Origin of the sequence: Streptomyces sp. CA-243310 (assembly GCF_050936775.1) — a bacterium.
Lineage (GTDB): Bacteria > Actinomycetota > Actinomycetes > Streptomycetales > Streptomycetaceae > Streptomyces.
Window position 1 is genome coordinate 870,653 of sequence record NZ_JBNJMF010000001.1, and the last position, 23,746, is coordinate 894,398.

The following is a 23,746-nucleotide window of genomic DNA, read 5'->3' on the forward strand; positions in this document are numbered from 1 at the left end:
CCCCTCCGGCCCCCCTCAGTCTGGGCATGCCCCAGCTGCCGGCCCCCGACTATCCGGCGGAGGTGCGCGAGCGGCTCGCGGCGGACGCCGCCGAGGTCATCGCCCGCTACCCCGACAGCCGCTCCGCGCTGCTGCCGCTGCTGCACCTGACCCAGTCCGAGGAGGGCTACGTCTCGCGCACCGGCATCCGCTTCTGCGCCGAGGTGCTCGGCCTGACCACCGCCGAGGTCACCGCCGTCGCGACCTTCTACACGATGTACCGGCGCAAGCCGTCCGGCGACTACCAGGTCGGCGTCTGCACCAACACGCTGTGCGCGGTGATGGGCGGCGACGCGATCTTCGACGAGCTGAAGGAACACCTGGGCGTCGGCAACAACGAGACCACCCCCGACGGCAAGGTCACGCTGGAGCACATCGAGTGCAACGCGGCCTGCGACTTCGCCCCCGTGGTGATGGTCAACTGGGAGTTCTTCGACAACCAGACCCCCCAGTCCGCGAAGGCGCTGGTGGACGACCTGCTGGCCGACCGCCCGGTCGAACCGACCCGGGGCGCGCCGCTGTGCACGTACAAGGAGACGGCCCGGATCCTGGCCGGGTTCCCCGACGAGCGCGAGGGCGCGGTCGAGGCCACCGGCGGAGCGGGTCCGGCCTCCCTGATCGGGCTGCGGCTCTTCCGCGGCGAGGCCCCCCGGCAGGGCGGCCGGGTGGTCGCCCCGCGCGGCGAGGCCCCGCACGAGCCGCCGATGCCCGGCTCCCGACACCTCAGCTCGCACGACGCGCCACAGGAGACGTCGGCGTCCGACCCCGACCACCCGGCCGGACCGGCAGCCGAGGAGGGGGAGTGATGACGATGGCACCCGAGATCAGCGAGAACGGCACCAGCCCGGAGAAGCTCCTGGCGCCCGTGCTGTCGGCGTTCTGGGACGAGCAGCGGTCCTGGACGCTGGAGACCTACCGGCGTCACGAGGGGTACGAGGGCCTGCGCAAGGCGCTCGCCATGACCCCGGACGACCTGATCGCCTATGTGAAGGACTCCGGTCTGCGCGGGCGCGGCGGCGCGGGCTTCCCCACCGGGATGAAGTGGCAGTTCATCCCGCAGGGCGACGGCAAGCCGCACTACCTCGTCGTGAACGCGGACGAGTCGGAGCCGGGAACCTGCAAGGACATCCCCCTCCTCTTCGCGAACCCGCACTCCCTCATCGAGGGAATGATCATCGCCTGTTACGCGATCCGATCGACTCACGCCTTCATCTACCTGCGCGGCGAGGTCGTGCCGGTGCTGCGGCGCCTGCACGAGGCCGTGCGCGAGGCGTACGAGGCCGGCTACCTCGGCAAGGCCGAAGATCGCGAAAAGAGTGGTCTCGGGAGCGGACTCGACCTCGACATCACGGTGCACGCGGGAGCGGGCGCGTACATCTGCGGCGAGGAGACGGCACTGCTCGACTCCCTCGAAGGCCGGCGCGGTCAGCCCCGGCTGCGTCCTCCCTTCCCCGCCGTCGAGGGGCTCTACGCCTGCCCCACTGTCGTCAACAACGTCGAGTCCATCGCCTCGGTTCCCGCGATCCTGAACAAGGGCAAGGACTGGTTCAAGGCGATGGGGACCGAGAAGTCCCCCGGCTTCACGCTGTACTCGCTCTCCGGACACGTCTCGGGACCCGGCCAGTACGAGGCCCCCCTCGGAATCACCCTGCGCCAGCTCCTCGACATGAGCGGCGGGATGCGCCCCGGGCACCGGCTGAAGTTCTGGACCCCCGGCGGCTCCTCCACCCCGATGTTCACGGACGAGCACCTCGACGTCCCCCTCGACTACGAGGGCGTGGGCGCCGCCGGCTCGATGCTCGGCACCAAGGCGCTCCAGTGCTTCGACGAGACGACCTGCGTGGTGCGGGCCGTCACCCGCTGGACCGAGTTCTACGCCCACGAGTCCTGCGGCAAGTGCACCCCCTGCCGCGAGGGCACGTACTGGCTCGTCCAGTTGCTCCGCGACATCGAGGCCGGCAAGGGCGTCATGTCCGACCTCGACAAGCTGAACGACATCGCCGACAACATCAACGGCAAGTCGTTCTGCGCGCTCGGCGACGGCGCCGCCAGCCCGATCTTCTCCTCGCTCAAGTACTTCCGCGAGGAGTACGAGCAGCACATCACGGGCAAGGGCTGCCCCTTCGACCCCAGGAAGTCGACCCTCTGGGCTGACACGGAGGTGAACGCATGACCGTCACCACTAACGCCCCCGCCGGTGGCGGCGAGGCGGCGGTGCCGCCGGAGAACACGGTGTCCCTGACCATCGACGGCATCGAACTGTCCGTGCCGAAGGGCACGCTGGTCATCCGGGCCGCCGAACAGATCGGCATCGAGATCCCCCGGTTCTGCGACCACCCCCTCCTCGACCCCGCCGGCGCCTGCCGCCAGTGCATCGTCGAGGTGGAGGGCCAGCGCAAGCCGATGGCCTCCTGCACCATCACCTGCACCGACGGCATGGTCGTCAAGACCCAACTGACCTCCCCGGTCGCCGACAAGGCCCAGCGCGGGGTGATGGAGCTGCTGCTCATCAACCACCCGCTGGACTGCCCGGTCTGCGACAAGGGCGGCGAGTGCCCGCTGCAGAACCAGGCGATGTCGCACGGCAACTCCGACTCCCGCTTCGACGGGCACAAGCGGACCTACGAGAAGCCGGTCCCGATCTCCACACAGGTGCTGCTCGACCGCGAACGGTGCGTGCTGTGCGCGCGCTGCACCCGCTTCTCCAACCAGGTCGCCGGCGACCCCATGATCGAACTGCTGGAGCGCGGCGCGCTCCAGCAGGTCGGCATCGGCGAGGGCGACCCGTTCGAGTCGTACTTCTCGGGCAACACCATCCAGATCTGCCCGGTCGGCGCGCTCACCTCCGCCGCCTACCGGTTCCGCTCCCGCCCCTTCGACCTCGTCTCCTCCCCGAGCGTGTGCGAGCACTGCGCGGGCGGCTGCGCGACCCGGACCGACCACCGTCGCGGCAAGGTGCTGCGGCGACTGGCCGCCGAGGACCCCGAGGTCAACGAGGAGTGGATCTGCGACAAGGGCCGCTTCGGGTTCCGCTACGCCCAGCGCCCCGACCGGCTCACCACCCCGCTGGTGCGGGGCACGGACGGGGTCCTCGCCCCGGCGAGCTGGCCGGAGGCCCTGGAGGCGGCGGCGAACGGTCTCGCGGCGGCCCGCGGCCGGGCCGGGGTGCTGACCGGCGGCCGGCTCACCGTCGAGGACGCCTACGCGTACGCCAAGTTCGCCCGGGTCGTCCTCGACACCAACGACATCGACTTCCGGGCCCGGGTGCACAGTGCGGAGGAGTCGGAGTTCCTGGCCTCCTCGGTGGCGGGCACCGGCCGGGACCTCGACGGCAAGGGCGTCACGTACTCCGCGCTGGAGGCGGCGCCCGCCGTCCTCCTCGTCGGCATCGAGTCCGAGGAGGAGGCCCCCGGCGTCTTCCTGCGGCTGCGCAAGGCGCACCGCAGGCACAAGCAGCGGACGTTCGCGCTGGCCCCCTTCGCCACGCGCGGCCTGGAGAAGGCGGGCGGAACCCTGCTGGGCGCCGCCCCCGGCACCGAGCCCGCGTGGTTGGACGCGCTGGCCTCCCGTTCCGGTCTGGAGCAGGGCGGCCAGGCCGCGGCCGACGCGCTGCGCGAGGCCGGCGCGGTCATCGTCGTGGGCGAGCGCCTCGCGGCGGTGCCCGGTGCGCTGACCGCGGCCGTCCGGGCCGCCGCCGCCACCGGGGCGAAGCTGGTGTGGATCCCGCGGCGGGCCGGGGAGCGGGCCGCCGTCGAGGCGGGCGCCCTCGCGGCGCTGCTGCCGGGCGGCCGTCCGGCCACCGACCCGCGGGCCCGCGACGAGGTCGCCACGGCCTGGGGCCTGGACGACCTCCCGCACCGCTACGGCCGCGACACCGGCCAGATCGTCGAGGCCGCCGCCGGGCGCGAACTGTCCGCCCTGCTGGTCGCCGGCGTCGAGGTCACCGACCTGCCGGACCCGGCCCGCGCCCGGATCGCACTCCAGGAGGCCTTCGTGGTCTCGCTGGAACTGCGGCCCGGCGAGGTCACCGACCACGCCGACGTGGTCTTCCCGGTGGCCGCGGTCGCCGAGAAGGCGGGCGCGTTCATCAACTGGGAAGGCAGGGTGCGGCCGTTCGAGGCGGCGCTGAAGCCCGACCAGATGACCCGCCGGCTCGCCCCGGCCGACGGCCGTGTGCTGCACATGCTGGCCGACGCCGCCGACCGGCCGATCGCCCTGCCCGACGTGCACGCCGTACGCCGGGAGATCGACCGGCTCGGCCCCTGGGCCGGGGAGCGCGCCACCGCGCAGTCCGCGGACACCGTGCAACTGCCCCGTCCCGCCGCGGGCGAGGCCGTCCTCGCCGGACACCGGCTGCTGCTCGACCAGGGCCGGCTCCAGGACGGCGACGAGGCCCTGGCAGGCACCCGGCACGAGGCCAGTGCCCGCCTGTCGGCCGCCACGGCCGCCGAGACGGGCGTCAAGAGCGGCGACGTCCTCGCGGTGACCGGCCCGACCGGCCGCGTGGAACTGCCGCTGCGGATCACGGAGATGCCCGACCGGGTGGTCTGGCTCCCGATGAACTCCACCGGCGCCGGCGTCCTCGCCGACACCGGCGCCCGTCCGGGCACCCTCGTACGCATCGGCCCGGCGACCCCGGCCGCCGCGGACGACACCACTGCGGAGGTGGGCGCGTGAGCACCCTGCACATCGCTGCCGAGGACCTGTCCCTGTTCGGCCGGGACGTCTGGTGGCTCGTCCTCCTCAAGGCGGTCTTCTGCTTCGCCTTCCTGATGGTGACCGTGCTGTTCTCCATCGTGTGGGAACGCAAGGTCGTCGCCTGGATGCAGCTGCGCATCGGCCCGAACCGGCACGGCCCCTGGGGCATGCTCCAGTCGCTCGCCGACGGCGTGAAGCTGATGTTGAAGGAAGACATCGTCGTCAAGCGGGCCGACAAGGTCGTCTACGTCCTCGCCCCGATCATCGCGGCGATCCCGGCGTTCATGGCCATCGCGGTGATCCCCTTCGGCCCCGCGGGCAACGAGGTCTCGATCTTCGGCCAGCGCACCACGATGCAGCTGACCGACCTGCCCATCGCGATGCTGTACATCCTCGCGGTGGCCTCGGTCGGCATCTACGGCATCGTCCTCGCCGGCTGGTCCTCGGGCTCCACGTACCCGCTGCTCGGCGGCCTGCGCTCCTGCGCGCAGATGATCTCGTACGAGATCGCGATGGGCGCGGCCTTCGCCTCGGTCTTCCTCTACTCCGGGTCCATGTCGACCTCGGCGATCGTGGAGGCGCAGGCGGACCGCTGGTACATCATCCTGCTGCCGGTCTCCTTCATCATCTACGTCATCACGATGGTCGGCGAGACGAACCGCGCCCCCTTCGACATGCCGGAGTCCGAGGGCGACCTGGTCGGCGGCTTCAACACCGAGTACTCGTCGATCAAGTTCGCGCTGTTCATGCTGGCCGAGTACGTCAACATGGTCACCGTCTCGGCCGTCTCGGTCACCCTCTTCCTGGGCGGCTGGCGGGCCCCCGCGCCGATCTCCACCTACTGGGAGGGCGCGAACCACGGCTGGTGGCCGATGCTCTGGTTCGTCCTCAAGGTCCAGCTGCTGCTGTTCTTCTTCATCTGGCTGCGCGGCACGCTGCCACGCGTGCGCTACGACCAGCTGATGAAGCTCGGCTGGAAGGTGCTGATCCCGGTCTCCGTGGTCTGGCTGATGCTGGTCGCGACCGTCAGGGCACTGCGGAACGAGAACTACGACTTCCAGCAGATCGTGCTCTACGTCGGCGGTGGGGTCATCGCCCTCCTGCTGCTGTCCTTCGTCGCCGACCTGTTCCGCGACAAGAAGCACAAGACGGCGGCGGAGGCTGCCGAGAAGGCGGCGGCGACGGAGCCCTTCGATCCGCTGGCGGGCGGGTTCCCCGTACCGCCCAAGCCCGGCCAGCAGTCGGCACCCGTACCGCGCAGGCGACCTCGCGGTGATCGGGAGCTGATCGGCAGCGGCGCGGCGAATTCCGACAGTGACCGAGAGGAGGGTGCAGAGAATGTCTGACGCGGACCAGAACGAGAAGTGGCAGAACCCGGTGGCCGGCTTCGGCGTGACCTTCAAGGCCATGTTCAAGAAGCGGCTCACCGAGCAGTACCCGGAGCAGCAGAAGACCACCGCGCCCCGCTTCCACGGACGGCACCAGCTCAACCGTCACCCCGACGGTCTGGAGAAGTGCATCGGCTGCGAGTTGTGCGCCTGGGCCTGTCCCGCCGACGCGATCTACGTGGAGGGCGCGGACAACACCGAGGAGGAGCGCTACTCCCCGGGTGAGCGGTACGGCCGCGTCTACCAGATCAACTACGCCCGCTGCATCCTGTGCGGGCTGTGCGTCGAGGCGTGCCCCACGCGGGCGCTGACGATGACGAACGAGTTCGAACTGGCCGACTCCAGCCGCGAATCGCTGATCTACACCAAGGAACAGCTGCTGTCGGGGCTGACGGAGGGCATGGTCGAGGCCCCCCACTCGATCTTCCCCGGCACCGACGACACCGACTACTACCAGGGTCTGGTGACCGGGGCGGCTCCCGGAACGGTCCGACAGGTCGCCGTCTCCAAGGGAGAGGTCGCCAAGGAAGGCGTCGCCGGGCAAGAGGTCGCCGGGGAAGACGCGGCCGAGGAGAGCGACACGCACGAGGGGGTGGGGGCATGAGCGCCATCGCCGCCGCGGCCACCGTCACCTCCACCGGTGAGGCCGTCCAGTTCTGGATCCTCGGCACGGTCGCCGTGATCGGCGCACTGTGCACGATCCTCATGAAGAAGGCCGTGCACAGCGCGCTGTGCCTGGCCGGAACCATGATCATCCTGGCGGTCTTCTACCTCGCCAACGGGGCGTACTTCCTGGGCGTCGTCCAGGTCGTCGTCTACACCGGCGCCATCATGATGCTGTTCCTCTTCGTGGTCATGCTCGTCGGCGTCACCGCCGCGGACTCGCTGACCGAGACCCTCAAGGGGCAGCGCTGGCTGGCCGTCCTGTGCGGGCTCGGCTTCGGCATCCTGCTGATCGCGGGCATCGCCAACGCGGGGATCACCCACTTCAACGGGCTCGGCCGGGTCAACTCCGCGGGCCACGTCGAAGGCCTCGCCGAGCTGATCTTCACCCGGTACATCTTCGCCTTCGAGATCACCGGCGCCCTGCTGATCACCGCGGCCGTCGGCGCGATGGTGCTCACGCACCGCGAGCGCACCGAGCGGGCCCCCAGCCAGCGCGAACTCGCCGAACAGCGGGTGCGCGGGGGCGTTCAGCTCCCGCCGCTGCCCGCCCCCGGCGTGTACGCCCGACACAACGCGGTGGACGTCGCCGGTCTGCTGCCGGACGGCACCCCGTCCGAGCTGACCGTGAGCAAGACGCTGCGTGCCCGCGGCCAGATCCGCGACGTCTCCAGCGAGGCGATCGGCGACCTCAAGGCGTTGGAGCAGCGCTCCTCGGAGCGCCTCGGCCGTGAGGAGGCCTCGAAGTGAACCCGGTCAACTACCTCTACCTGGCCGCCCTGTTGTTCACCATCGGCGCGGCCGGCGTACTCGTCCGGAAGAACGCGATCGTGCTGTTCATGTGCGTGGAGCTGATGCTCAACGCCTGCAACCTCGCCTTCGTCGCCTTCTCCCGGATGCACGGCAACCTCGACGGCCAGATCATCGCCTTCTTCACGATGGTCGTCGCCGCCGCGGAGGTCGTGGTGGGCCTCGCGATCATCGTGTCGTTCTTCCGTACCCGCCACTCGGCCTCGGTCGACGACGCCAACCTGATGAAGCTGTAAGGGGCGTTCAACAGTGGAGAATCTGATTGCGCTGCTGGTGGCGGCGCCCCTGCTCGGGGCGGCGGTGCTGCTCTGCGGCGGCCGACGCCTCGACAAGGCCGGCCACTGGCTCGGCACACTGCTCGCCGCGGCCTCCTTCGGCATCGGCGTGGCCCTGTTCAGCGACATGCTGAGCCGGCCCGGCGACGACCGGGCCATGTTCCAGCGGCTGTACACCTGGATTCCGGTGGAGGGCTTCCAGGCCGACGTCGCGTTCCAACTCGACCAGTTGTCGATGACGTTCGTCCTGCTGATCACCGGGGTGGGCACGCTCATCCACGTGTACTCGATCGGGTACATGGAGCACGACGAGCGCCGCCGCCGCTTCTTCGGCTACCTCAACCTCTTCCTCGCGGCGATGCTGCTGTTGGTCCTCGCCGACAACTACCTGCTGCTGTACGTCGGGTGGGAGGGCGTGGGCCTGGCCTCGTACCTGCTCATCGGCTTCTGGCAGCACAAGCCCAGCGCGGCCACCGCCGCGAAGAAGGCCTTCCTGGTCAACCGGGTCGGCGACATCGGTCTGTCGATCGCCATCATGCTGATGTTCACCACGTTCGGGACCTTCGCCTTCGGGCCGGTGTTCGGCGCGGTGGACGAGGCCGGCGAGGGCACGCTGACGGGCATCGCCCTGATGCTGCTGCTCGCGGCCTGCGGCAAGTCGGCCCAGGTGCCGCTGCAGTCCTGGCTCGGCGACGCGATGGAGGGCCCGACCCCGGTCTCGGCCCTGATCCACGCGGCGACCATGGTCACCGCCGGCGTGTACCTCATCACCCGGTCCGGGGCGATCTTCAACGCCGCTCCGGACGCGCAGACCGCGGTCGTCGTGGTCGGCGCCGTCACCCTGATCTTCGGTGCGATCGTCGGTTGCGCGAAGGACGACATCAAGAAGGCCCTGGCGGGCTCCACGATGTCGCAGATCGGCTACATGATCCTCGCGGCGGGCCTCGGCCCCATCGGCTACGCCTTCGCGATCATGCACCTGGTGACGCACGGGTTCTTCAAGGCCGGCCTCTTCCTCGGCGCGGGTTCCGTGATGCACGGGATGAACGACGAGGTGGACATGCGCCGCTTCGGCGGCCTGCGGAAGTTCATGCCGGTCACCTTCGTCACCTTCGGCCTCGGCTACCTGGCCATCATCGGCTTCCCGGGCCTGTCGGGCTTCTGGTCCAAGGACAAGATCATCGAGGCGGCCTTCGCGAAGGGCGGCACCGAGGGCTGGATCCTCGGCGCGGTCACCCTGGTGGGCGCGGCGCTCACCGCGTACTACATGACCCGCGTGATGCTCCTGACGTTCTTCGGCGAGAAGCGCTGGCAGCCCGACGCGGCGGGCCACGAGCCGCACCCGCACGAGTCCCCGAAGTCCATGACGATCCCCATGATCGTCCTCGCCTTCGGATCGGTCTTCGCCGGTGCCCTCTTCAGCTTCAACGAGTCCTTCGTGAAGTGGCTGGAGCCCGTCACCTCCTTCGAGCACGGCCACTCCCCGCTCAGCGCCGGTGTCATCACCGCCGCCACGGTCGTGGTCCTGATCATCGGCGTGGGCATCGCGTACGCGCAGTACGGCAGGAAGCCCGTACCGGTGGTCGCCCCGCGCGGCTCGCTCCTCACCCGGGCGGCCCGACGGGACCTGCTCCAGGACGACTTCAACCACGTCGTGCTGGTGCGCGGCGGGGAGCACCTGACCCGCTCCCTCGTGTACGTCGACCACAGTCTGGTCGACGGGGTGGTCAACGGGACGGCCGCCTCGGTCGGCGGGCTGTCGGGCCGGCTGCGCAAGCTGCAGAACGGCTATGCCCGCAGCTACGCGGTCTCGATGTTCGGGGGCACGGCGATCCTCATCGCCGCGACCCTGCTGATGAGGGCGGTGTGAGATGAATGTCCCGCTTCTGACGGTGACGGCGGCCGTGCCCGCGGTCGGCGCGATCCTGACGGCGGCCGTCCCGGCCGCCCGCAGGACCGCCGCCAAGTGGCTCGCGCTGCTGTTCTCGCTGGCGACACTGGCCCTGGCCGTGCTCGTCGCGATCCGCTTCGAGCCCGGTGGCGACCGCTACCAGCTCACCGAATCCCACGCGTGGATCCCCGACTTCGGCGTCCGCTACGAGCTGGGCGTCGACGGCATCGGGGTGGCGCTGATCGCGCTCACCGCGCTGCTGATCCCCTTCGTGATCGGCGCCGGCTGGAACGACGCCGACCCTTCCCCGGACTCTCCACTCCGTTCGAGCGGGGGAGGCCCCGGCGAGACCCGGACAGGGCCTGACAGCAGCTTCGCTGCGGGGCGCTGGCGGCCGACGCAGGGCTTCTTCGCCCTGATCCTGCTGGTCGAGGCGATGGTGATCATCTCCTTCGAGGCCACCGACGTCTTCCTCTTCTACATCTTCTTCGAAGCCATGCTCATCCCGATGTACTTCCTCATCGGCGGCTTCGGGGACCGGGCGCACACCGGATCCGAGGAGAACGCGGCCGCGCAACGCTCGTACGCGGCGGTCAAGTTCCTCCTCTACAACCTCGTCGGCGGCCTGATCATGCTGGCGGCCGTCATCGGGCTGTACGTGGTCGCCGGGAACTTCTCCCTCCAGGAGATCGCCGCCGCCCGCGCCGCGGGCACCCTCGACATGGCGACCAACACCGAGCGGCTGCTGTTCCTCGGCTTCTTCTTCGCCTTCGCGGTGAAGGCCCCGCTGTGGCCGCTGCACACCTGGCTGCCGAACGCCATGGGGGAGTCCACCGCCCCGGTGGCCGTCCTCATCACCGCGGTCGTCGACAAGGTCGGCACCTTCGCGATGCTCCGCTTCTGCCTCGGACTGTTCCCCGACGCCAGCAAGTGGGCCACGCCGGTCATCCTCGTACTCGCCCTGATCAGCATCGTCTACGGCGCGCTGGTCGCGGTCGGGCAGCGGGACATCAAGCGGCTGGTCGCCTACGCCTCGATCTCGCACTTCGGGTTCATCGTCCTCGGCATCTTCGCGATGACCTCGCAGGGCCAGTCGGGCGCCACGCTCTACATGGTCAACCACGGGATCTCGACGGCGGCGTTGATGCTGGTGGCCGGCTTCCTGATCTCGCGGCGCGGCTCCCGGCTCATCGCCGACTACGGCGGCGTGCAGAAGGTGGCCCCGGTACTCGCCGGCACCTTCCTCATCGGTGGTCTGGCCACCCTGTCGCTGCCCGGACTCGCCCCGTTCGTCAGCGAGTTCCTGGTCCTGGTCGGCACGTTCGCCCGGTACCCGGTGGTCGGCGTCATCGCCACCGTGGGCATCGTGCTCGCCGCGCTCTACACCCTGGTGCTCTACCAGCGCACGATGACCGGCCCCGTGAAGGAGGAGGTCCGCACCATGCCGGACCTGCACCTGCGCGAGGTGCTCGTGGTCGCGCCGCTGATCGTGCTCCTGATCGGCCTCGGCGTGTACCCGAAGCCGCTGACCGAGATCGTCAACCCGGCGGTGAAGCACACCATGTCGGACGTGAAACAGACCGACCCGAAGCCAGAGGTCGTGGTCGACGCCAAGAACGGGGAGGCGGCGAAGTGAGCACCGTGACTGCTGCCCAGGGGCTGTGGGCGCTGGCGGCCGGGGACCCGGCCACCCGCATCCCGACCCCGCACATCGAGTACGCGCAGCTCTCGCCCACCCTGATCGTGGTGGGCGCGGCGATCCTCGGAGTCCTCGTGGAGGCCTTCGTCCCGCGCAAGTCCCGCCACTACGTCCAGGTGTTCCTGGCCGTCGCCGCGCTGGCCTCGGCCTTCGCGGCGATCGTCGGCCTCGCCGCCGGCGGGTACGGCTCCACCAAGGCCCACACCGCGGCCATGGGCGCCATCGCCGTCGACGGGCCGGCGCTGTTCCTCCAGGGCACCATCGTGCTGGCCTCGATCGTGGCCGTGTTCACCTTCGCCGAGCGTCGCCTCGATCCGGCGGCGCACGGCAACCGGGTGGACTCCTTCGCCGCGCAGGCCGCTTCCGTACCGGGCAGCGACAGCGAGAAGGCAGCCGTCAAGGCGGGCTTCAGCACCACCGAGGTCTTCCCGCTGATGATGTTCGCGGTCGCCGGCATGCTGATCTTCCCGGCGGCGAACGACCTGCTGACGCTGTTCATCGCCCTGGAGGTCTTCTCCCTCCCGCTGTACCTGCTCTGCGCCGTCGCCCGCCGCCAGCGGCTGATGTCGCAGGAGGCCGCCGTCAAGTACTTCCTGCTGGGCGCGTTCTCCTCGGCGTTCCTGCTCTTCGGCATCGCGCTGCTGTACGGGTACGCGGGCTCGGTGTCGTACGCGGTCATCGCGGACGTGGTCGACGGCACCGTCCAGAAGATCGACCCGGCGCTGGCGGGCACGATGGGCAACGACGCGCTGCTGCTGATCGGCGGCGCGCTGATCCTCATGGGCCTGCTGTTCAAGGTCGGCGCGGTGCCGTTCCACATGTGGACCCCGGACGTCTACCAGGGAGCCCCGACCCCGGTCACCGGCTTCATGGCGGCGGCGACGAAGGTGGCCGCCTTCGGCGCCCTCCTGCGGCTGCTGTACGTGGTCCTGCCGGGCCTGCGCTGGGACTGGCGGCCGGTGATGTGGGGCGTCGCGATCGTCACGATGCTCGCGGGCGCCGTGATCGCGGTGACCCAGACCGACGTCAAGCGGCTCCTGGCCTACTCGTCGATCGCGCACGCCGGGTTCATCCTGGCCGGTGTGATCGCCACGTCGGCGGAGGGCGTCCAGTCCGTCCTCTTCTACCTGGCGGCCTACTCCTTCGTGACGATCGGCGCCTTCGCCGTGGTCACGCTGGTCCGCGACGCGGGCGGCGAGGCCACGCACCTGTCGAAGTGGGCCGGCCTGGGGCGGCGTTCGCCGCTGACGGCGGCCGTCTTCGCGGTGTTCCTGCTGGCCTTCGCCGGCATCCCGCTGACCTCCGGCTTCGCCGGCAAGTTCGCCGTGTTCAAGGCGGCGGCGGAGGGCGGCGCAGGGGTGCTGGTCGTGGTCGGTGTGATCTCGTCCGCCATCGCCGCGTTCTTCTACATCCGGGTGATCGTTCTGATGTTCTTCAGCGAGCCGAAGGCCGACGGCCCGACGGTCGCGGTGCCCTCGCCGCTGACGATGACGACCATCGCCGTCGGCGTCGCGGTGACGGTGGTCCTGGGCGTGGCCCCGCAGTACTTCCTGGACCTGGCGGGCCAGGCGAGCACGTTCGTGCGCTGACCGTCCCCTTCCGTACGCAGGACCGGGCCCGGCCCCCTCGATGGGGGGCCGGGCCCGGTCCTGCGTACGGCCGGAGGGCTACTCGGGGCGGGTCCGCTTCGTCGTGATGGTGGTGAGGTCCAGGTCGACGATGAAGGGCACGGAGACCTTCAGGCGGTCGTGGAAGATGCCGGTGGCGATGTACCCGCCACTGACCGGCTCGCGTTCGAAGACGTAGACGACGGCACGGCCGTCCTTGTTCTCGACCCGCCAGTAGTGCGGGATCCCCGCTCGTGCGTACTTCAGGGGCTTGGTCTCGCGGTCGCGGTCGACGGACTCGGGGGAGACCACCTCGATCGCCAGCAGGACCGCCTCTGCGGCGAACCGTGTCTGGGCCATGTCCGTGAGCACGTCCTCACGGAACACGACGACATCGGGTTCGGGGCGGTTGCGCCGGTCGATGTCGATCGTGAACTCGCGCAAGACTTCCAGGCCGTCCGGGACCAGCGACCGCAGTCCCGAAGTGAAGAAGTCGACCGCCCGTGTGTGGAAGAGGGGCTGCGGACTCACGAAGATCAGGCTCCCGTCGATCAGCTCCGTGTGCGGAGGCAGATTCGGAAGCGTGTCCAGGTCGTCCGCGGTCCAGCCGCCCTCGGGGGGGACCGGCCAGCTGTGTTCCGGGTTCATCAGTGCTCCCATGAGCCGGAGTCTCGCGAGTGCGACCAGCGTAGCGCCGGGCATCCGCGGAACACCGCCCTTCCGGGTGAGTCATGTGCGTCCGGCACTTGACGACGGCGCCTAGTGGCCGTGCGCGTGTCCGGGGTTCGCCGGCATGGTCTTGGAGCCGGCCTTCTTCGGGCAGGACATGGCCGTGTTCCAGTTGTGGAAGCGGCCCGCCGGGTTCTTCTTGTACGCCCACATGTGCAGGTCGTAGTGCTTGGGCATGCCCGCCCAGTGACCCGGCATCGGCCCGTCGAAGGGGAGCCCGAACATGCTCGGCCGGTCGTCCTTCGTCTTCAGGTCCTGGTCCCGGTCGGTGGACATCCACTCGACGGTCTCCAGCCGGCGGCGGCCGTTGCGGTCCTTCTCGCTGCTGTAGAGGAGCGCGGTCGGCCTGGCGGGGTCCTTCGAACCCCAGTTGGCCTGCTTGACGTAGTGGTAGCCCATCGCGCCCGCCCCGAACGGGTTGTTCATGCAGCTCTCGCCGTGCGGGACGTACCCGTCCTTGAGGGCCTGCCGCTCGTCCACGTACTTGGCCGTCACCCGGATCGCCGTCGCCATGTCCCTCATGGCCTGCCCGTCGCGCGGGTCGGGCGCCGGGCCGTCGACGCCGTGCGCCGGGGCCACGCCGGCCAGCCCGAGCGACACGGCGGCCACGCAGGTGAGAACGGTCTTCCGGCGGCGTGCGTGCATGGCGGCTCCTCGCGGTGGCGGTACGGAGGCACGGTTGTCCCGTCCCGTGCGTCCACCCTCGCGGGGCTTCCCGGGGTGCGCACGCGGGCCGCACCCAAAGGAGTGGGTGCGACCCGGGAGCACCCCGGGGGCAGCGCCTAGCGGCCGGCCACGACGCGGCCGGTGACCTCGCCGATGCCGACGCGGGTGCCGTCGGCGCCGGGGGCCCAGGCGGTGAGGGTGACGACGTCGCCGTCCTCCAGGAACGTGCGCTTGCCGTCGGCCAGTTCGATGGCGTCGCGGCCGTTCCAGGTGAGTTCCAGGAGCGAGCCGCGCTGGTCGACGTCCGGGCCGCTGACGGTGCCGGAGCCGTACACGTCGCCGGTGCGCAGGGAGGCCCCGTTGACGGTCATGTGGGCCAGCTGCTGGGCGGCCGTCCAGTACATCGAGGAGAACGGCGGCCGGGCCACCTCGTGCCCGTTGAGGGCGACGCTGATGTGCAGGTCGAAGCCGCCGGGGCGGTCGCTGTCGGCGTCGTCGAGGTAGGGCAGCAGCGGGAAGTCCCGGGCGGGCGGGGCGACGCGGGCCGAGTCGAGGGCCTCCAGGGGGGTCACCCAGGCGGAGACGGAGGTGGCGAAGGACTTGCCGAGGAACGGGCCGAGCGGCACGTACTCCCAGGCCTGGATGTCCCGCGCGGACCAGTCGTTGAGCAGGAACAGCCCGAAGACGTGGTCCTCGAAGTCGGCCAGCGGCACCGGGCGGCCCTGTTCGGACGGGGTGCCGACGACGAAGCCGACCTCGGCCTCGATGTCGAGCTTGACGCTCGGCCCGAAGACGGGCGTCGGATCGGCGGGGGTCTTGCGCTGGCCGGAGGGACGCACCACGTCGGTGCCGGACACCACGAGGGTGCCGGCGCGGCCGTGGTAGCCGATCGGCAGGTGCTTCCAGTTGGGGGTGAGGGCGTCGCCGTCCGGTCGGAACATCCGTCCGACGTTGGTGGCGTGGTGCTCGCTCGCGTAGAAGTCGACGTAGTCGGCGACCTCGTACGGCAGGTGCAGCTCCACGGCGTCCAGCGGCAGCAGGTGCGGCTCCACGGCGGGCCGGTGGCCCGGATCGGTGACCCAGGCGGTCAGCGCCCGACGCACGTCGCGCCAGGCCGTGCGGCCCGCGGCGAGCAGCGGGTTGAGGGAGTCCCGGCCGAGGAGTTCGGCGTACGGGGAGCCGAGCGCGACGGCCGCCGCCCCGGCGTCGAGCACGTGCCCGCCGATCCGTACCCCGATCCGCCGGCGCGGGTCCCCGGAGGTGGAGAACACGCCGTAGGGGAGGTTGTGCGGCCCGAACGGGTCGCCCTCGGGAACATCGAGGGGGCTCTGCTGGGGCATGGGTTACTGCCTCGCTTTCGACGCGGTCCGGGGGTGTCCCGGGGGCTGGTTGACACGTTACGTGGCCGGTGGGGCGGGCGGGAGGCCGGATTCCTGCGCTATTTGTAGGACTTGTCCGAGGGGGTCCGTATCCTTGGCGGGGTGACTTCCGCCCTCCCCTATGCACTAGTGGCCACCGACCTGGACGGGACTCTGCTGCGCGCCGGAGACACCGTCTCGGCCCGCTCCCACAAGGCCCTCGCGACCGCCCGAGCGGCCGGCGCCCAGCACATCATCGTGACCGGCCGCCCGGTCCCGCAGGTTCGCCACGTACTCGACGGTCTCGGTTACACGGGGCTCGCGGTGTGCGGGCAGGGAGCGCAGGTGTACGACGCGGCGCGCGGACGCCTGCTGCACTCCGTGTCCATGGACCGGGGCCTCGCCGAGGTCGCCCTCGGAAAGATCGAGGCGGAGATCGGCGAGGTCTACGCCGCCGTGAACCAGGAAGGGGTGAACGCGGAGATGTTGATAGGGCCCGGCTACCGGATGTGGCACCCGCACCTGCCGACGGTCCGCGTCCACAGCCGGGCGGGCCTGTGGTCCGCCCCCATCAACAAGGTGCTGCTCCAGCACCCGCGCCTGGACGACGACGAACTGACCCGGGTCGCGCGGGGGGTGGTCGGCGACCTCGTCAACGTGACGATGGCCGGGGAACACACCGTGGAACTCCAGCCGCCGGGCATCGACAAGGCGAGCGGCCTGGCCCGGGCGGCTGAGGTCCTGGACCTCCCGGCGTCCTCGACGATCGCCTTCGGGGACATGCCCAACGACGTCCCGATGTTCGCGTGGGCGGCCCACGGCGTGGCCATGGCCAACGCGCACCGCGAGCTGGTGGCCGTCGCCGACGAACTGACGCTGTCGAACGAGGACGACGGCATCGCGGTGGTGCTGGAGCGCCTCTACGGCTGACCCGGCCGGGCGGCCGGAGGGCGGCCGGGGCGTCAGCCCGCCGCCCTCGGCAGGCGCCGTTCCCACGTCCGGTGGAAGACCACCTCGTCGCCCTCCCGGCACACCACCTCGTTTGACGTCAGGAACCCGCCCTCGTCGCAACGGATCTCCGACCGGGTCTCCACCCGCGTGTCCCAGCCCAGGTCCGGCCGGTGCAACCGGATCCGCCAGTCCGACCGGGTGCGGGCGGACAGCGGGTCGCGGGAGTCGATCTCGTACACCTCCACCGCGTCCTCGGAGAACTCCAGCCCGTCCGGGTACACCCGCGTCCCCCCGTAGCGGGGGTCCACCTCCAGCCGCCAGGTCCCGGCCGCGACGTCGCGCACGACGACCCGCTCCGGCCGGGGCTCCTCCAGGGTGTCGGGGTACACCACGCGCAGCGGCTCGGACTGCTCCGGGGCCTCGAAGACGATCCCGCGGTCGGCGGGACCGGGCGTGCGCAGGGGGAGTTCGAGGGTGCTGCCGGCCGGGTCGAGCGTCCACCCGGCCTCGGAGCCCGCCCGCGGCCAGATCCAGGGCCAGTACGCGGAGGACACCGCCAGTCGGATCCGGTGTCCCGGCGGGAAGGCGTGGCCGATGCCGTTCAGCTCGAAGGTGACGTCCTCGGTCGCGCCCACCGGCCACGGCACCGCCCTGTCCCGACCGCGCCGCGCGGACAGGTTCAGCACGCCCCGCGTGACCAGGGTGGAGGACCCGTCCGGGGCCACGTCGCACAGTCGGGCGATCACCTGTCCGTACGGGACGTCCATCCGCAGCCGCAGGGTGACCGAGGGCCGGCCGAGGATCTCCACCGGTTCGCCCGGCGCCACGGGGAACTCGAAGCAGGCCGACTTGGCGTCCTCCTCGCGCTGGTCCGGCGGCAGGTCCGCGTCGTTGCCGAAGGGGAAGAACCGCCCCGCGTCCAGGCCGGTGTGCTGCGGCGAGGCGACGGCCACGGGCGGGCCCTGGAGCCCGTAGGAGACGGGGACGACCGAGGGCGAGGGCCAGGCGGTGTCGCCGACCCAGCGGCCCTCCAGGCGGTCGTAGACGGTGGCCGGCGGGTGGGACTCGCTGATCCAGGAACGCAGCAGCGGCTCGTCCATGACCCCGTTGTCCTCGCCCCGGAGCCAGTGGTCCCACCAGCGCAGCGTCTCCTGGAGGAAACCGATGGCCGGGCCCGGCGGCAGACCGCGGTCGGGGTACTGGTGCGACCAGGGGCCGATCAGCCCCCGCACCCGGCCCGCCGGCAGGTGCTCGACCAGGCGCAGCACCGTGTCCCGGTACGGGTCGTGCCAGCCGCCGACGGCCAGTACCGCCGCGCCGACGGCGGAGTAGTCCTCGCAGACGCTGCCGTGGCGCCAGTAGTCGTCCCGGGTCTGGTGCCCGAGCCAGGTGTGGATCAGCGGCTCCACGGCCTCCAGCCGGGCGAGCCATTGCTCCCGCCAGCCCTCGCCCGCGTACAGCGGGTCCGGCGGCCGGGAGGCGAAGGCCAGCATCGTGGAGGCCCAGGCGTGCATGTCCACGGCCAGCACCGAGCCGCCCATGTAGTGCACGTCGTTGTCGTAGCGGTCGTCGGTGGAGCAGACGGTGACGACCGCCTTCAGCGCCTCGGGGGCGAGCGCGGCGATCTGGAGGCTGTTGAAGCCGCCCCAGGAGATCCCGAACATGCCCACCGCGCCCGTGCACCACGGCCGTGCGGCGAGCCACTCCACCACCGCGACGCCGTCGGCGAGCTCCCGGGCGTCGTACTCGTCGCCCGGGTCGCCGCCGCTGCACCCGTGACCGCGCACGTCGACGCGTACGGAGGCGTAGCCGTGGCCCGCGTACCAGGGGTGCCGCTGCCAGTCGCGGGGCGCGGTCCAGTCGGTGAGCCGGTACGGGAGGTACTCCAGCAGGGCGGGCACGGGCTCGTCGGTGACCGGGCGCCAGATCCGGGCGTACAGCTCGACCCCGTCGGACAGCGGGATCCGGACATCCTCGCGGGTGGTCGCGTACGGGAAATCGGTACGGATGATCATGCGGGAACCAGTCTCCGATCGCCGGTCGGCCTCAGTGGACGGGGTGCATGGTGCGCTTGAGCCAGGGCGCCAGGGCGAGCACGACGAGGCCGGCGGCCACCGCGATGGCACCGTTCACGCCGAAGTAGACGGGGTTCGAGACCTGCCCGTAGACCTTCACCACCTGGGCCTGGATGCCGTTGGCCAGGGCCAGGGAGAGGAACCACAGGGCCATCGTCTGGCTCGCGTACGCCTTCGGTGCGAGTTTGGTGGTGGCGGACATGCCGGAGGTCTCCAGCAGCACGTCGCCGAGGCCCAGCAGCAGGTAGGAGCCGACGATCCACCAGGCGGCCATCTTGTAGGTGTCGTCGGCGTGCCCGGACGTGGGGACGACCATCAGCAGGAACGACAGACCGCCCAGGATCACCCCGATGGCGATCTTGTTGGAGGCGTGCGGCTGTCGGCTGCCCATCCGGGCCCACAGCGCGGCCACGACCGGCGCCAGCGCCACCTCGAAGGCGCCGAGCGCCGAGGCGTACCAGCCGGCGGGGAAGTGGAAGCCGAGGATCTCCGTGCGGGCGTTCGTCGAGGCCAGCAGCATCATGGTCGAGTACGCCTGGAAGAGGATGAAGTTGAACGCGACCGAGGCCAGGAAGAGGACCACGTACGGGCGCAGTCGTCCCCGCTCCGCGGGCGTCACCTCGGGGCTGCGGAACATCACCACGAAGTAGACGACCGGGGCGATCACCGAGATCAGGGTCAGCAGGTCCACGAACCGGCCCATGGTGAGCCAACCGGCCAGGGCGAGCACGGTGGCCGCGACGGCCACCAGGAGCAGCCCGCCGACGATCCGCCACACCGCCGTGCGCATCGCGTCGGGGGCGAGCGCGAACTCGGCCGAGTGCTTCCGTCCGGCCAGATGGCGGCGGCCCAGGACGTACTGGATCAGCCCCGCGGTCATGCCGATGGCGGCGGCGGAGAATCCCCAGTGCCAGCCCTCGTTCTCACCGAGCCACGCGGTGATCAGGGGGCCGGCGAACGCGCCGATGTTGATCGCCATGTAGTACAGGGCGAAGCCCGCGTCGCGCCGCTGGTCGTCGGTCCGGTAGAGCCTGCCGACCATGCTGGCCACGTTGGGCTTGAGCAGGCCGGTGCCCGCGCTGATCAGACCGAGTCCCACCCACGTCATGACGGCGGTCGGCACGGCCATGGCGTAGTGGCCGCAGGCGATCAGGACGCCGCCGTAGAGCACCGCTCGATAGGAACCGAGGATCCGGTCGGCGAGCCATCCGCCGGCGACGGAGACGAGGTAGACCATGGTCCCGTAGGCCGCCGAGACGGAGGCCGCGGCGCCCGGGCCCATCCCCAGGCCGCCGTTCGCCACCGTGTCCGCGAAATAGAGGACGAGGATGGCCTGCATGCCCAGGAACGAGAAGCGCTCCCAGACCTCCAGTCCGGAAAGCGTGGCCAGACCCCTGGGGTGTCCGAGGAAGGCGTGGTCGTCCTCCGGTGGCGGTTGGTCCGCCTCCGGTTCGTTCGGCTCGTCTCGATCGGCTGCAGTTCTGGACAAAACGCCTTCTCTGGTTGTTTCGGGTCCTCCAGAACATACCGGTGCGCTTCGGGCGGTGCGCGCGTGGCGGCCGGGCAGGCGCTCTGCGTGATCGAAAACAGACCGGATACGCTGGCTTGAGTGATGGCAGCGACACATCGACAATCCATGTGATCGTCAAGGTGATCGTCAGCAGACAGGAGTACCCCTCGTGACCGTCGTCGGGCCGTTCGGACTGAGCGTGCGGGACCAGGCTCTTGAGACCGATGTCCAGGCCGGACTGGCCGCCGTCGAGGCGGGTCTGCTGGAGGCCACCAAGAGCGAAGTCCCCTTCATCACCGAGGCCGCGCAGCACCTGGTGCGGGCCGGAGGCAAGCGGTTCCGGCCGCTGCTGGTGATGCTCGCGTCCCGCTTCGGGGATCCCTACGCCCCGGGCATCGTGCCGTCCGCCGTGGTGGTGGAGCTGACCCACCTGGCCACGCTCTACCACGACGACGTCATGGACGAGGCGGACGTGCGTCGCGGCGTGGAGAGCGCGAACGCCCGCTGGGGCAACTCCGTGGCCGTCCTGACGGGTGACTTCCTGTTCGCCCGCGCCTCGCACATCCTCGCCGACCTCGGGCCCGAGGCCGTCCGCATCCAGGCGGAGGCCTTCGAGCGCCTGGTGACGGGCCAGATCCTGGAGACGGCCGGTCCCCGGGACGGCCGCGACCCGGTCGCCCACTACCTCGACGTCATCGCCGGCAAGACCGGCTCGCTGATCGCGGTCTCCGGCCGCTTCGGCGCGCTGATGTCCGGCGCCGACGAGTCGGTCGTCGACATCCTGACCCAGTACGGGGAGCGGCTCGGCACCGCCTTCCAGCTCGCCGACGACGTCCTCGACATCGCCTCCGACTCGCACGAGTCCGGCAAGACCCCCGGCACCGACCTGCGCGAGGGCATCCCCACGCTGCCCGTGCTGCGGCTGCGCGAGATGGCGGAGCGGGACGGGAACCCGGACGACCTGGAGCTCGTGGGGCTGCTGGACGGCGATCTCACGGACGACGCCCGACACGCCGAGGTGCTGTCCCGGCTGCGCGTCCACCCGGCCCTGGAACAGGCCCGACGGGACACGATCCGGTACGCGCAGGAGGCGCGGGCGACGCTCGCGCCGCTGCCCGAGTGCTTCGCCAAGTCGGCGCTCGAAGAACTGTGCGACGCGGTGGTGCACCGCGCGGGCTGAGCCCCGCGACGGACATCCCCCGCGACCGCGGAACGGGCCCGGCAACCCCTACGGGTGGGGGATGCCGGGCCCGTGTCGTGTCATCCCTGGGAGGTACGCGAACTTGAGTCCGGGGAGTGACGCCCCACTGCCCTCTTCTTTGGTCAGATGGAGGCACATCCCCACCAGATCGGGTGAGAGTGGCGGCGCGGGGTGGACGTGTACATGCATGACGGGTAGGTCGCCGCCGTACACACAGAGGTAGGGCAGAGACATGGCAACGAACACGAAGACCCACAAGGCCGCTCGGTACGCCGTACCGGTCGCGGTGTTCGGGGTGGCCGCGGCGACCATCGCGATGGTCCCGGCCTTCGCGAACGCCGGAGGACCGGACCTGCCGAAGGTGACGGCCCAGCAGCTGATCGAGAAGATCGCCGCCTCGGACGTCCAGGAGCTGTCCGGCAGCGCCCGCATCAGCACCGACCTCGGCCTGCCGACCCTGGCGAGCGGGCTGCTCGGCGGCGGGGGCGTCGCGGGCGGCTCGGCCGACCCGCAGGACAAGGTCGCGCAGCTGGCCAACGGCACGCACACCTTCCGCGTCGCGGCCGACGGGCCGGATCGCCAGAAGCTCACGTTCCTTGACGGCAAGGACGAGTACAGCCTCATCCACAACGGCACGGACGTGTGGGGCTACGACAGCCAGTCCAAGGAGGCCTGGCACGAGAAGCACGAGGCGGCGGCATCCCAGGGCAAGGACGGCCACAAGACGGCCGACCGGCTCGGCGCCTCGCCCCAGCAGCTGGCCCAGGACGTCCTGAAGGCCGCCGGCACGACCACCGACGTCAGCGTCGGCGACACCGCGCAGGTGGCCGGCCGGGACGCCTACCAGCTCGTGCTGAAGCCCAAGCAGTCCGGTTCCACCGTGGGCTCCGTCCAGATCTCGGTCGACGCCAAGAACGGCGTGCCGCTGCGCGTGCAGCTGCTGTCCAGCCAGGGCGGCAAGCCGATCGTGGACGCCGGCTTCACCAAGGTGGACTTCGCCAAGCCGGCCGCCGACGTCTTCGCCTTCACCCCGCCCAAGGGCGCCAAGGTGACCGAGGGTGCCGCCGAGGCGGACAAGGGCGGCAAGGGCGAACACGGCAAGGAGTGGAAGGGCCTGGACGCCTTCCCGGGCCTCGGTGCCCTGACCGGCGGCGCCGGCGACGGCGACGTGAAGGTGCTCGGCGAGGGCTGGGCGACGGTCGCACAGATCTCCGTGCCGGGCGGCAAGGGCCTCAAGGACGCCGAGGCCGCGGCGAACGGCAAGGACGCCCCCAAGGAGGCCAAGCAGTTCATCGACTCGCTCGGTGAGAAGGTCAACGGCTCGTTCGGTTCCGGTCGGGTCTTCTCGACCCGCCTGGTCAACGCGCTGATCACCGACGACGGCAAGGTCTACGTCGGCGCCGTCACCAAGGACGCGCTGGTGAAGACGGCCAACTCGGCGAAGTAGCCCCGCCGGCCCCGCCAAGGGGCCGCGCAGGCAAGGAGGGTGGCCGGGGACCTGTGTCCCCGGCCACCCTTGCGTCGTTCCTCTCCTGCGTACAGCACGACCGCTGTACCGTGAGCGCCATGTCGAGACACGTCACCATCCGCCTGGACGAAGAGTTCCACGAGCGTCTCAAGGCGCGCGCGGCGGCTTTGGGGACGACGGTGACCGCGTTGATCACCGAGGTCACCGAACGTGAACTGGACGAGGACCGGAAGTCGTTCCTCTCCGGCATCGAGGAGTTCGCCGACCACTGGAGCTACTTCCAGGAGCGGTTCGGCAATTGAAGATCACCATGGAGTGGGCCTGGACGGCCCTGGCCCATCACCTTCCGTCGGATCCCGCCGTGTGGGATCCCTCCGGGGTGGCCGCCGCGGTCGCCCGGCACCAGAACGACCTCGTCCTGGTCCCCGAACAGCCCGCCCCGGACACCGCGTGGCGGGCCGCCGCGTTTCTGCACACCCTCGCGGTCTGCCCGGCGCTGGAATCCCCGATGAACGAGTTCTACGCGGCCGCCGCCACCCGCTCGTACCTGCGGGTGGCCGGGGCGAAGCAACTGCCCTCCCCGGAGGAGTTGGGGGACCTCGTCGAGGCGGCGAAGCTGGGCCGGTTGGACATCGGCGCGGTCGCCGACGAACTGCGCAGCCTCATCAGGGAACCCCTGCCGGCCTCGCTGCGGGGCCACGCGGAGGACGCGTAGCCA

20 protein-coding genes are annotated in these 23,746 nt (G+C 70.8%); 15 read left to right on the forward strand and 5 right to left on the reverse strand.

All coding sequences use genetic code 11. The annotated features are described in order from the left end of the window. The first annotated feature begins 26 nt into the window (after nt 1–26). The 10 genes from nuoE to nuoN are packed head-to-tail and all read left to right on the forward strand — an operon-like array spanning nt 27 to nt 13,052. Complete coding sequence (gene nuoE / locus ACQEVM_RS04130) at nt 27–845, forward strand: NADH-quinone oxidoreductase subunit NuoE (RefSeq protein WP_433075040.1); 819 nt, start codon at nt 27–29, stop codon at nt 843–845. After that, entirely contained in the window at nt 845–2,212 is a 1,368-nt protein-coding gene (nuoF, locus tag ACQEVM_RS04135; protein ID WP_433075043.1) for an NADH-quinone oxidoreductase subunit NuoF, read from the forward strand. Before nuoE ends, nuoF begins: the two co-directional genes overlap by 1 nt. Next, a complete protein-coding gene (locus tag ACQEVM_RS04140; RefSeq protein WP_433075046.1) occupies nt 2,209–4,716 on the forward strand; it encodes an NADH-quinone oxidoreductase subunit G in 2,508 nt (835 codons plus the stop codon). Before nuoF ends, ACQEVM_RS04140 begins: the two co-directional genes overlap by 4 nt. Further along, complete coding sequence (nuoH, locus tag ACQEVM_RS04145; RefSeq protein WP_433075049.1) at nt 4,713–6,083, forward strand: NADH-quinone oxidoreductase subunit NuoH; 1,371 nt, start codon at nt 4,713–4,715, stop codon at nt 6,081–6,083. Before ACQEVM_RS04140 ends, nuoH begins: the two co-directional genes overlap by 4 nt. Then, nucleotides 6,076–6,729 (forward strand): NADH-quinone oxidoreductase subunit NuoI, encoded by a 654-nt coding sequence (nuoI, locus tag ACQEVM_RS04150; RefSeq protein ID WP_433075052.1) that lies wholly within the window; start codon nt 6,076–6,078, stop codon nt 6,727–6,729. The genes nuoH and nuoI overlap by 8 nt, the downstream gene beginning before the upstream one ends. After that, nucleotides 6,726–7,538, forward strand: coding sequence for an NADH-quinone oxidoreductase subunit J (locus ACQEVM_RS04155; RefSeq protein ID WP_433075055.1), 813 nt, complete (start codon nt 6,726–6,728; stop codon nt 7,536–7,538). Before nuoI ends, ACQEVM_RS04155 begins: the two co-directional genes overlap by 4 nt. Further along, entirely contained in the window at nt 7,535–7,834 is a 300-nt protein-coding gene (gene nuoK, locus ACQEVM_RS04160) for an NADH-quinone oxidoreductase subunit NuoK (RefSeq protein ID WP_267798417.1), read from the forward strand. The genes ACQEVM_RS04155 and nuoK overlap by 4 nt, the downstream gene beginning before the upstream one ends. 13 nt (nt 7,835–7,847) lie before the next feature. Next, nucleotides 7,848–9,743 (forward strand): NADH-quinone oxidoreductase subunit L, encoded by a 1,896-nt coding sequence (gene nuoL, locus ACQEVM_RS04165; protein ID WP_433075058.1) that lies wholly within the window; start codon nt 7,848–7,850, stop codon nt 9,741–9,743. A 1-nt stretch (nt 9,744) separates the two neighbouring features. Continuing rightward, nucleotides 9,745–11,400 carry an NADH-quinone oxidoreductase subunit M gene (locus ACQEVM_RS04170; RefSeq protein ID WP_433075061.1) on the forward strand — a complete coding sequence of 552 codons (1,656 nt, stop codon included), beginning with the start codon at nt 9,745–9,747 and terminating at the stop codon, nt 11,398–11,400. Nucleotides 11,401–11,405: 5 nt separating this feature from the next. Next, nucleotides 11,406–13,052, forward strand: a complete 1,647-nt coding sequence (nuoN, locus tag ACQEVM_RS04175; protein WP_433079796.1) for an NADH-quinone oxidoreductase subunit NuoN — start codon at nt 11,406–11,408, stop codon at nt 13,050–13,052. 78 nt (nt 13,053–13,130) lie between these two features. Here nuoN and ACQEVM_RS04180 read toward each other — a convergent pair whose 3' ends face one another. From ACQEVM_RS04180 to fahA, 3 genes are all read right to left on the reverse strand, one after another. Beyond that, on the reverse strand, nt 13,131–13,730 hold the full coding sequence (locus ACQEVM_RS04180) for a Uma2 family endonuclease (protein ID WP_433075064.1): 600 nt from the start codon (nt 13,728–13,730) through the stop codon (nt 13,131–13,133). Between the two features lie 99 nt (nt 13,731–13,829). Continuing rightward, nucleotides 13,830–14,444, reverse strand: a complete 615-nt coding sequence (locus ACQEVM_RS04185) for a hypothetical protein (RefSeq protein ID WP_433075067.1) — start codon at nt 14,442–14,444, stop codon at nt 13,830–13,832. A 137-nt stretch (nt 14,445–14,581) separates the two neighbouring features. Next, nucleotides 14,582–15,805 carry a fumarylacetoacetase gene (fahA, locus tag ACQEVM_RS04190; protein WP_433075070.1) on the reverse strand — a complete coding sequence of 408 codons (1,224 nt, stop codon included), beginning with the start codon at nt 15,803–15,805 and terminating at the stop codon, nt 14,582–14,584. 141 nt (nt 15,806–15,946) lie between these two features. Between fahA and ACQEVM_RS04195 the strand changes: the two genes are divergently transcribed. Next, nucleotides 15,947–16,753 (forward strand): HAD family hydrolase, encoded by an 807-nt coding sequence (locus tag ACQEVM_RS04195; protein WP_351385201.1) that lies wholly within the window; start codon nt 15,947–15,949, stop codon nt 16,751–16,753. A gap of 32 nt (nt 16,754–16,785) precedes the next feature. Here the strand turns inward: ACQEVM_RS04195 and ACQEVM_RS04200 are convergent, their stop codons facing one another. Both ACQEVM_RS04200 and ACQEVM_RS04205 read right to left on the reverse strand, forming a co-directional pair. Further along, nucleotides 16,786–18,789, reverse strand: coding sequence for a CocE/NonD family hydrolase (locus tag ACQEVM_RS04200; RefSeq protein ID WP_433075074.1), 2,004 nt, complete (start codon nt 18,787–18,789; stop codon nt 16,786–16,788). Nucleotides 18,790–18,820: 31 nt separating this feature from the next. Then, complete coding sequence (locus ACQEVM_RS04205; protein WP_433075077.1) at nt 18,821–20,338, reverse strand: peptide MFS transporter; 1,518 nt, start codon at nt 20,336–20,338, stop codon at nt 18,821–18,823. A gap of 190 nt (nt 20,339–20,528) precedes the next feature. Between ACQEVM_RS04205 and ACQEVM_RS04210 the strand changes: the two genes are divergently transcribed. From ACQEVM_RS04210 to ACQEVM_RS04225, 4 genes are all read left to right on the forward strand, one after another. Beyond that, nucleotides 20,529–21,539, forward strand: coding sequence for a polyprenyl synthetase family protein (locus tag ACQEVM_RS04210; RefSeq protein ID WP_267798408.1), 1,011 nt, complete (start codon nt 20,529–20,531; stop codon nt 21,537–21,539). Nucleotides 21,540–21,792: 253 nt separating this feature from the next. Next, nucleotides 21,793–23,007 (forward strand): LolA family protein, encoded by a 1,215-nt coding sequence (locus ACQEVM_RS04215; RefSeq protein ID WP_433075082.1) that lies wholly within the window; start codon nt 21,793–21,795, stop codon nt 23,005–23,007. A 119-nt stretch (nt 23,008–23,126) separates the two neighbouring features. Next, the gene (locus tag ACQEVM_RS04220) at nt 23,127–23,330 is read left to right on the forward strand and encodes a hypothetical protein (protein ID WP_229886015.1); all 204 of its coding nucleotides are present in this window, start codon (nt 23,127–23,129) and stop codon (nt 23,328–23,330) included. After that, the gene (locus tag ACQEVM_RS04225; RefSeq protein ID WP_234350048.1) at nt 23,327–23,743 is read left to right on the forward strand and encodes a hypothetical protein; all 417 of its coding nucleotides are present in this window, start codon (nt 23,327–23,329) and stop codon (nt 23,741–23,743) included. The genes ACQEVM_RS04220 and ACQEVM_RS04225 overlap by 4 nt, the downstream gene beginning before the upstream one ends. The last annotated feature ends 3 nt before the right edge of the window (nt 23,744–23,746 follow it).

Bases quoted from the DNA above. Each gene is read 5' to 3' on its own strand.
- ACQEVM_RS04140 (WP_433075046.1), top strand. From the start codon at position 2,209: ATGACCGTCACCACTAACGCCCCCGCCGGTGGCGGCGAGGCGGCGGTG.
- nuoE (WP_433075040.1), top strand. From the start codon at position 27: ATGCCCCAGCTGCCGGCCCCCGACTATCCGGCGGAGGTGCGCGAGCGG.
- ACQEVM_RS04180 (WP_433075064.1), bottom strand. From the start codon at position 13,730: ATGGGAGCACTGATGAACCCGGAACACAGCTGGCCGGTCCCCCCCGAG.
- nuoF (WP_433075043.1), top strand. From the start codon at position 845: ATGACGATGGCACCCGAGATCAGCGAGAACGGCACCAGCCCGGAGAAG.
- fahA (WP_433075070.1), bottom strand. From the start codon at position 15,805: ATGCCCCAGCAGAGCCCCCTCGATGTTCCCGAGGGCGACCCGTTCGGG.
- ACQEVM_RS04215 (WP_433075082.1), top strand. From the start codon at position 21,793: ATGGCAACGAACACGAAGACCCACAAGGCCGCTCGGTACGCCGTACCG.
- ACQEVM_RS04220 (WP_229886015.1), top strand. From the start codon at position 23,127: ATGTCGAGACACGTCACCATCCGCCTGGACGAAGAGTTCCACGAGCGT.
- nuoI (WP_433075052.1), top strand. From the start codon at position 6,076: ATGTCTGACGCGGACCAGAACGAGAAGTGGCAGAACCCGGTGGCCGGC.
- ACQEVM_RS04155 (WP_433075055.1), top strand. From the start codon at position 6,726: ATGAGCGCCATCGCCGCCGCGGCCACCGTCACCTCCACCGGTGAGGCC.
- ACQEVM_RS04200 (WP_433075074.1), bottom strand. From the start codon at position 18,789: ATGATCATCCGTACCGATTTCCCGTACGCGACCACCCGCGAGGATGTC.
- ACQEVM_RS04185 (WP_433075067.1), bottom strand. From the start codon at position 14,444: ATGCACGCACGCCGCCGGAAGACCGTTCTCACCTGCGTGGCCGCCGTG.
- ACQEVM_RS04170 (WP_433075061.1), top strand. From the start codon at position 9,745: ATGAATGTCCCGCTTCTGACGGTGACGGCGGCCGTGCCCGCGGTCGGC.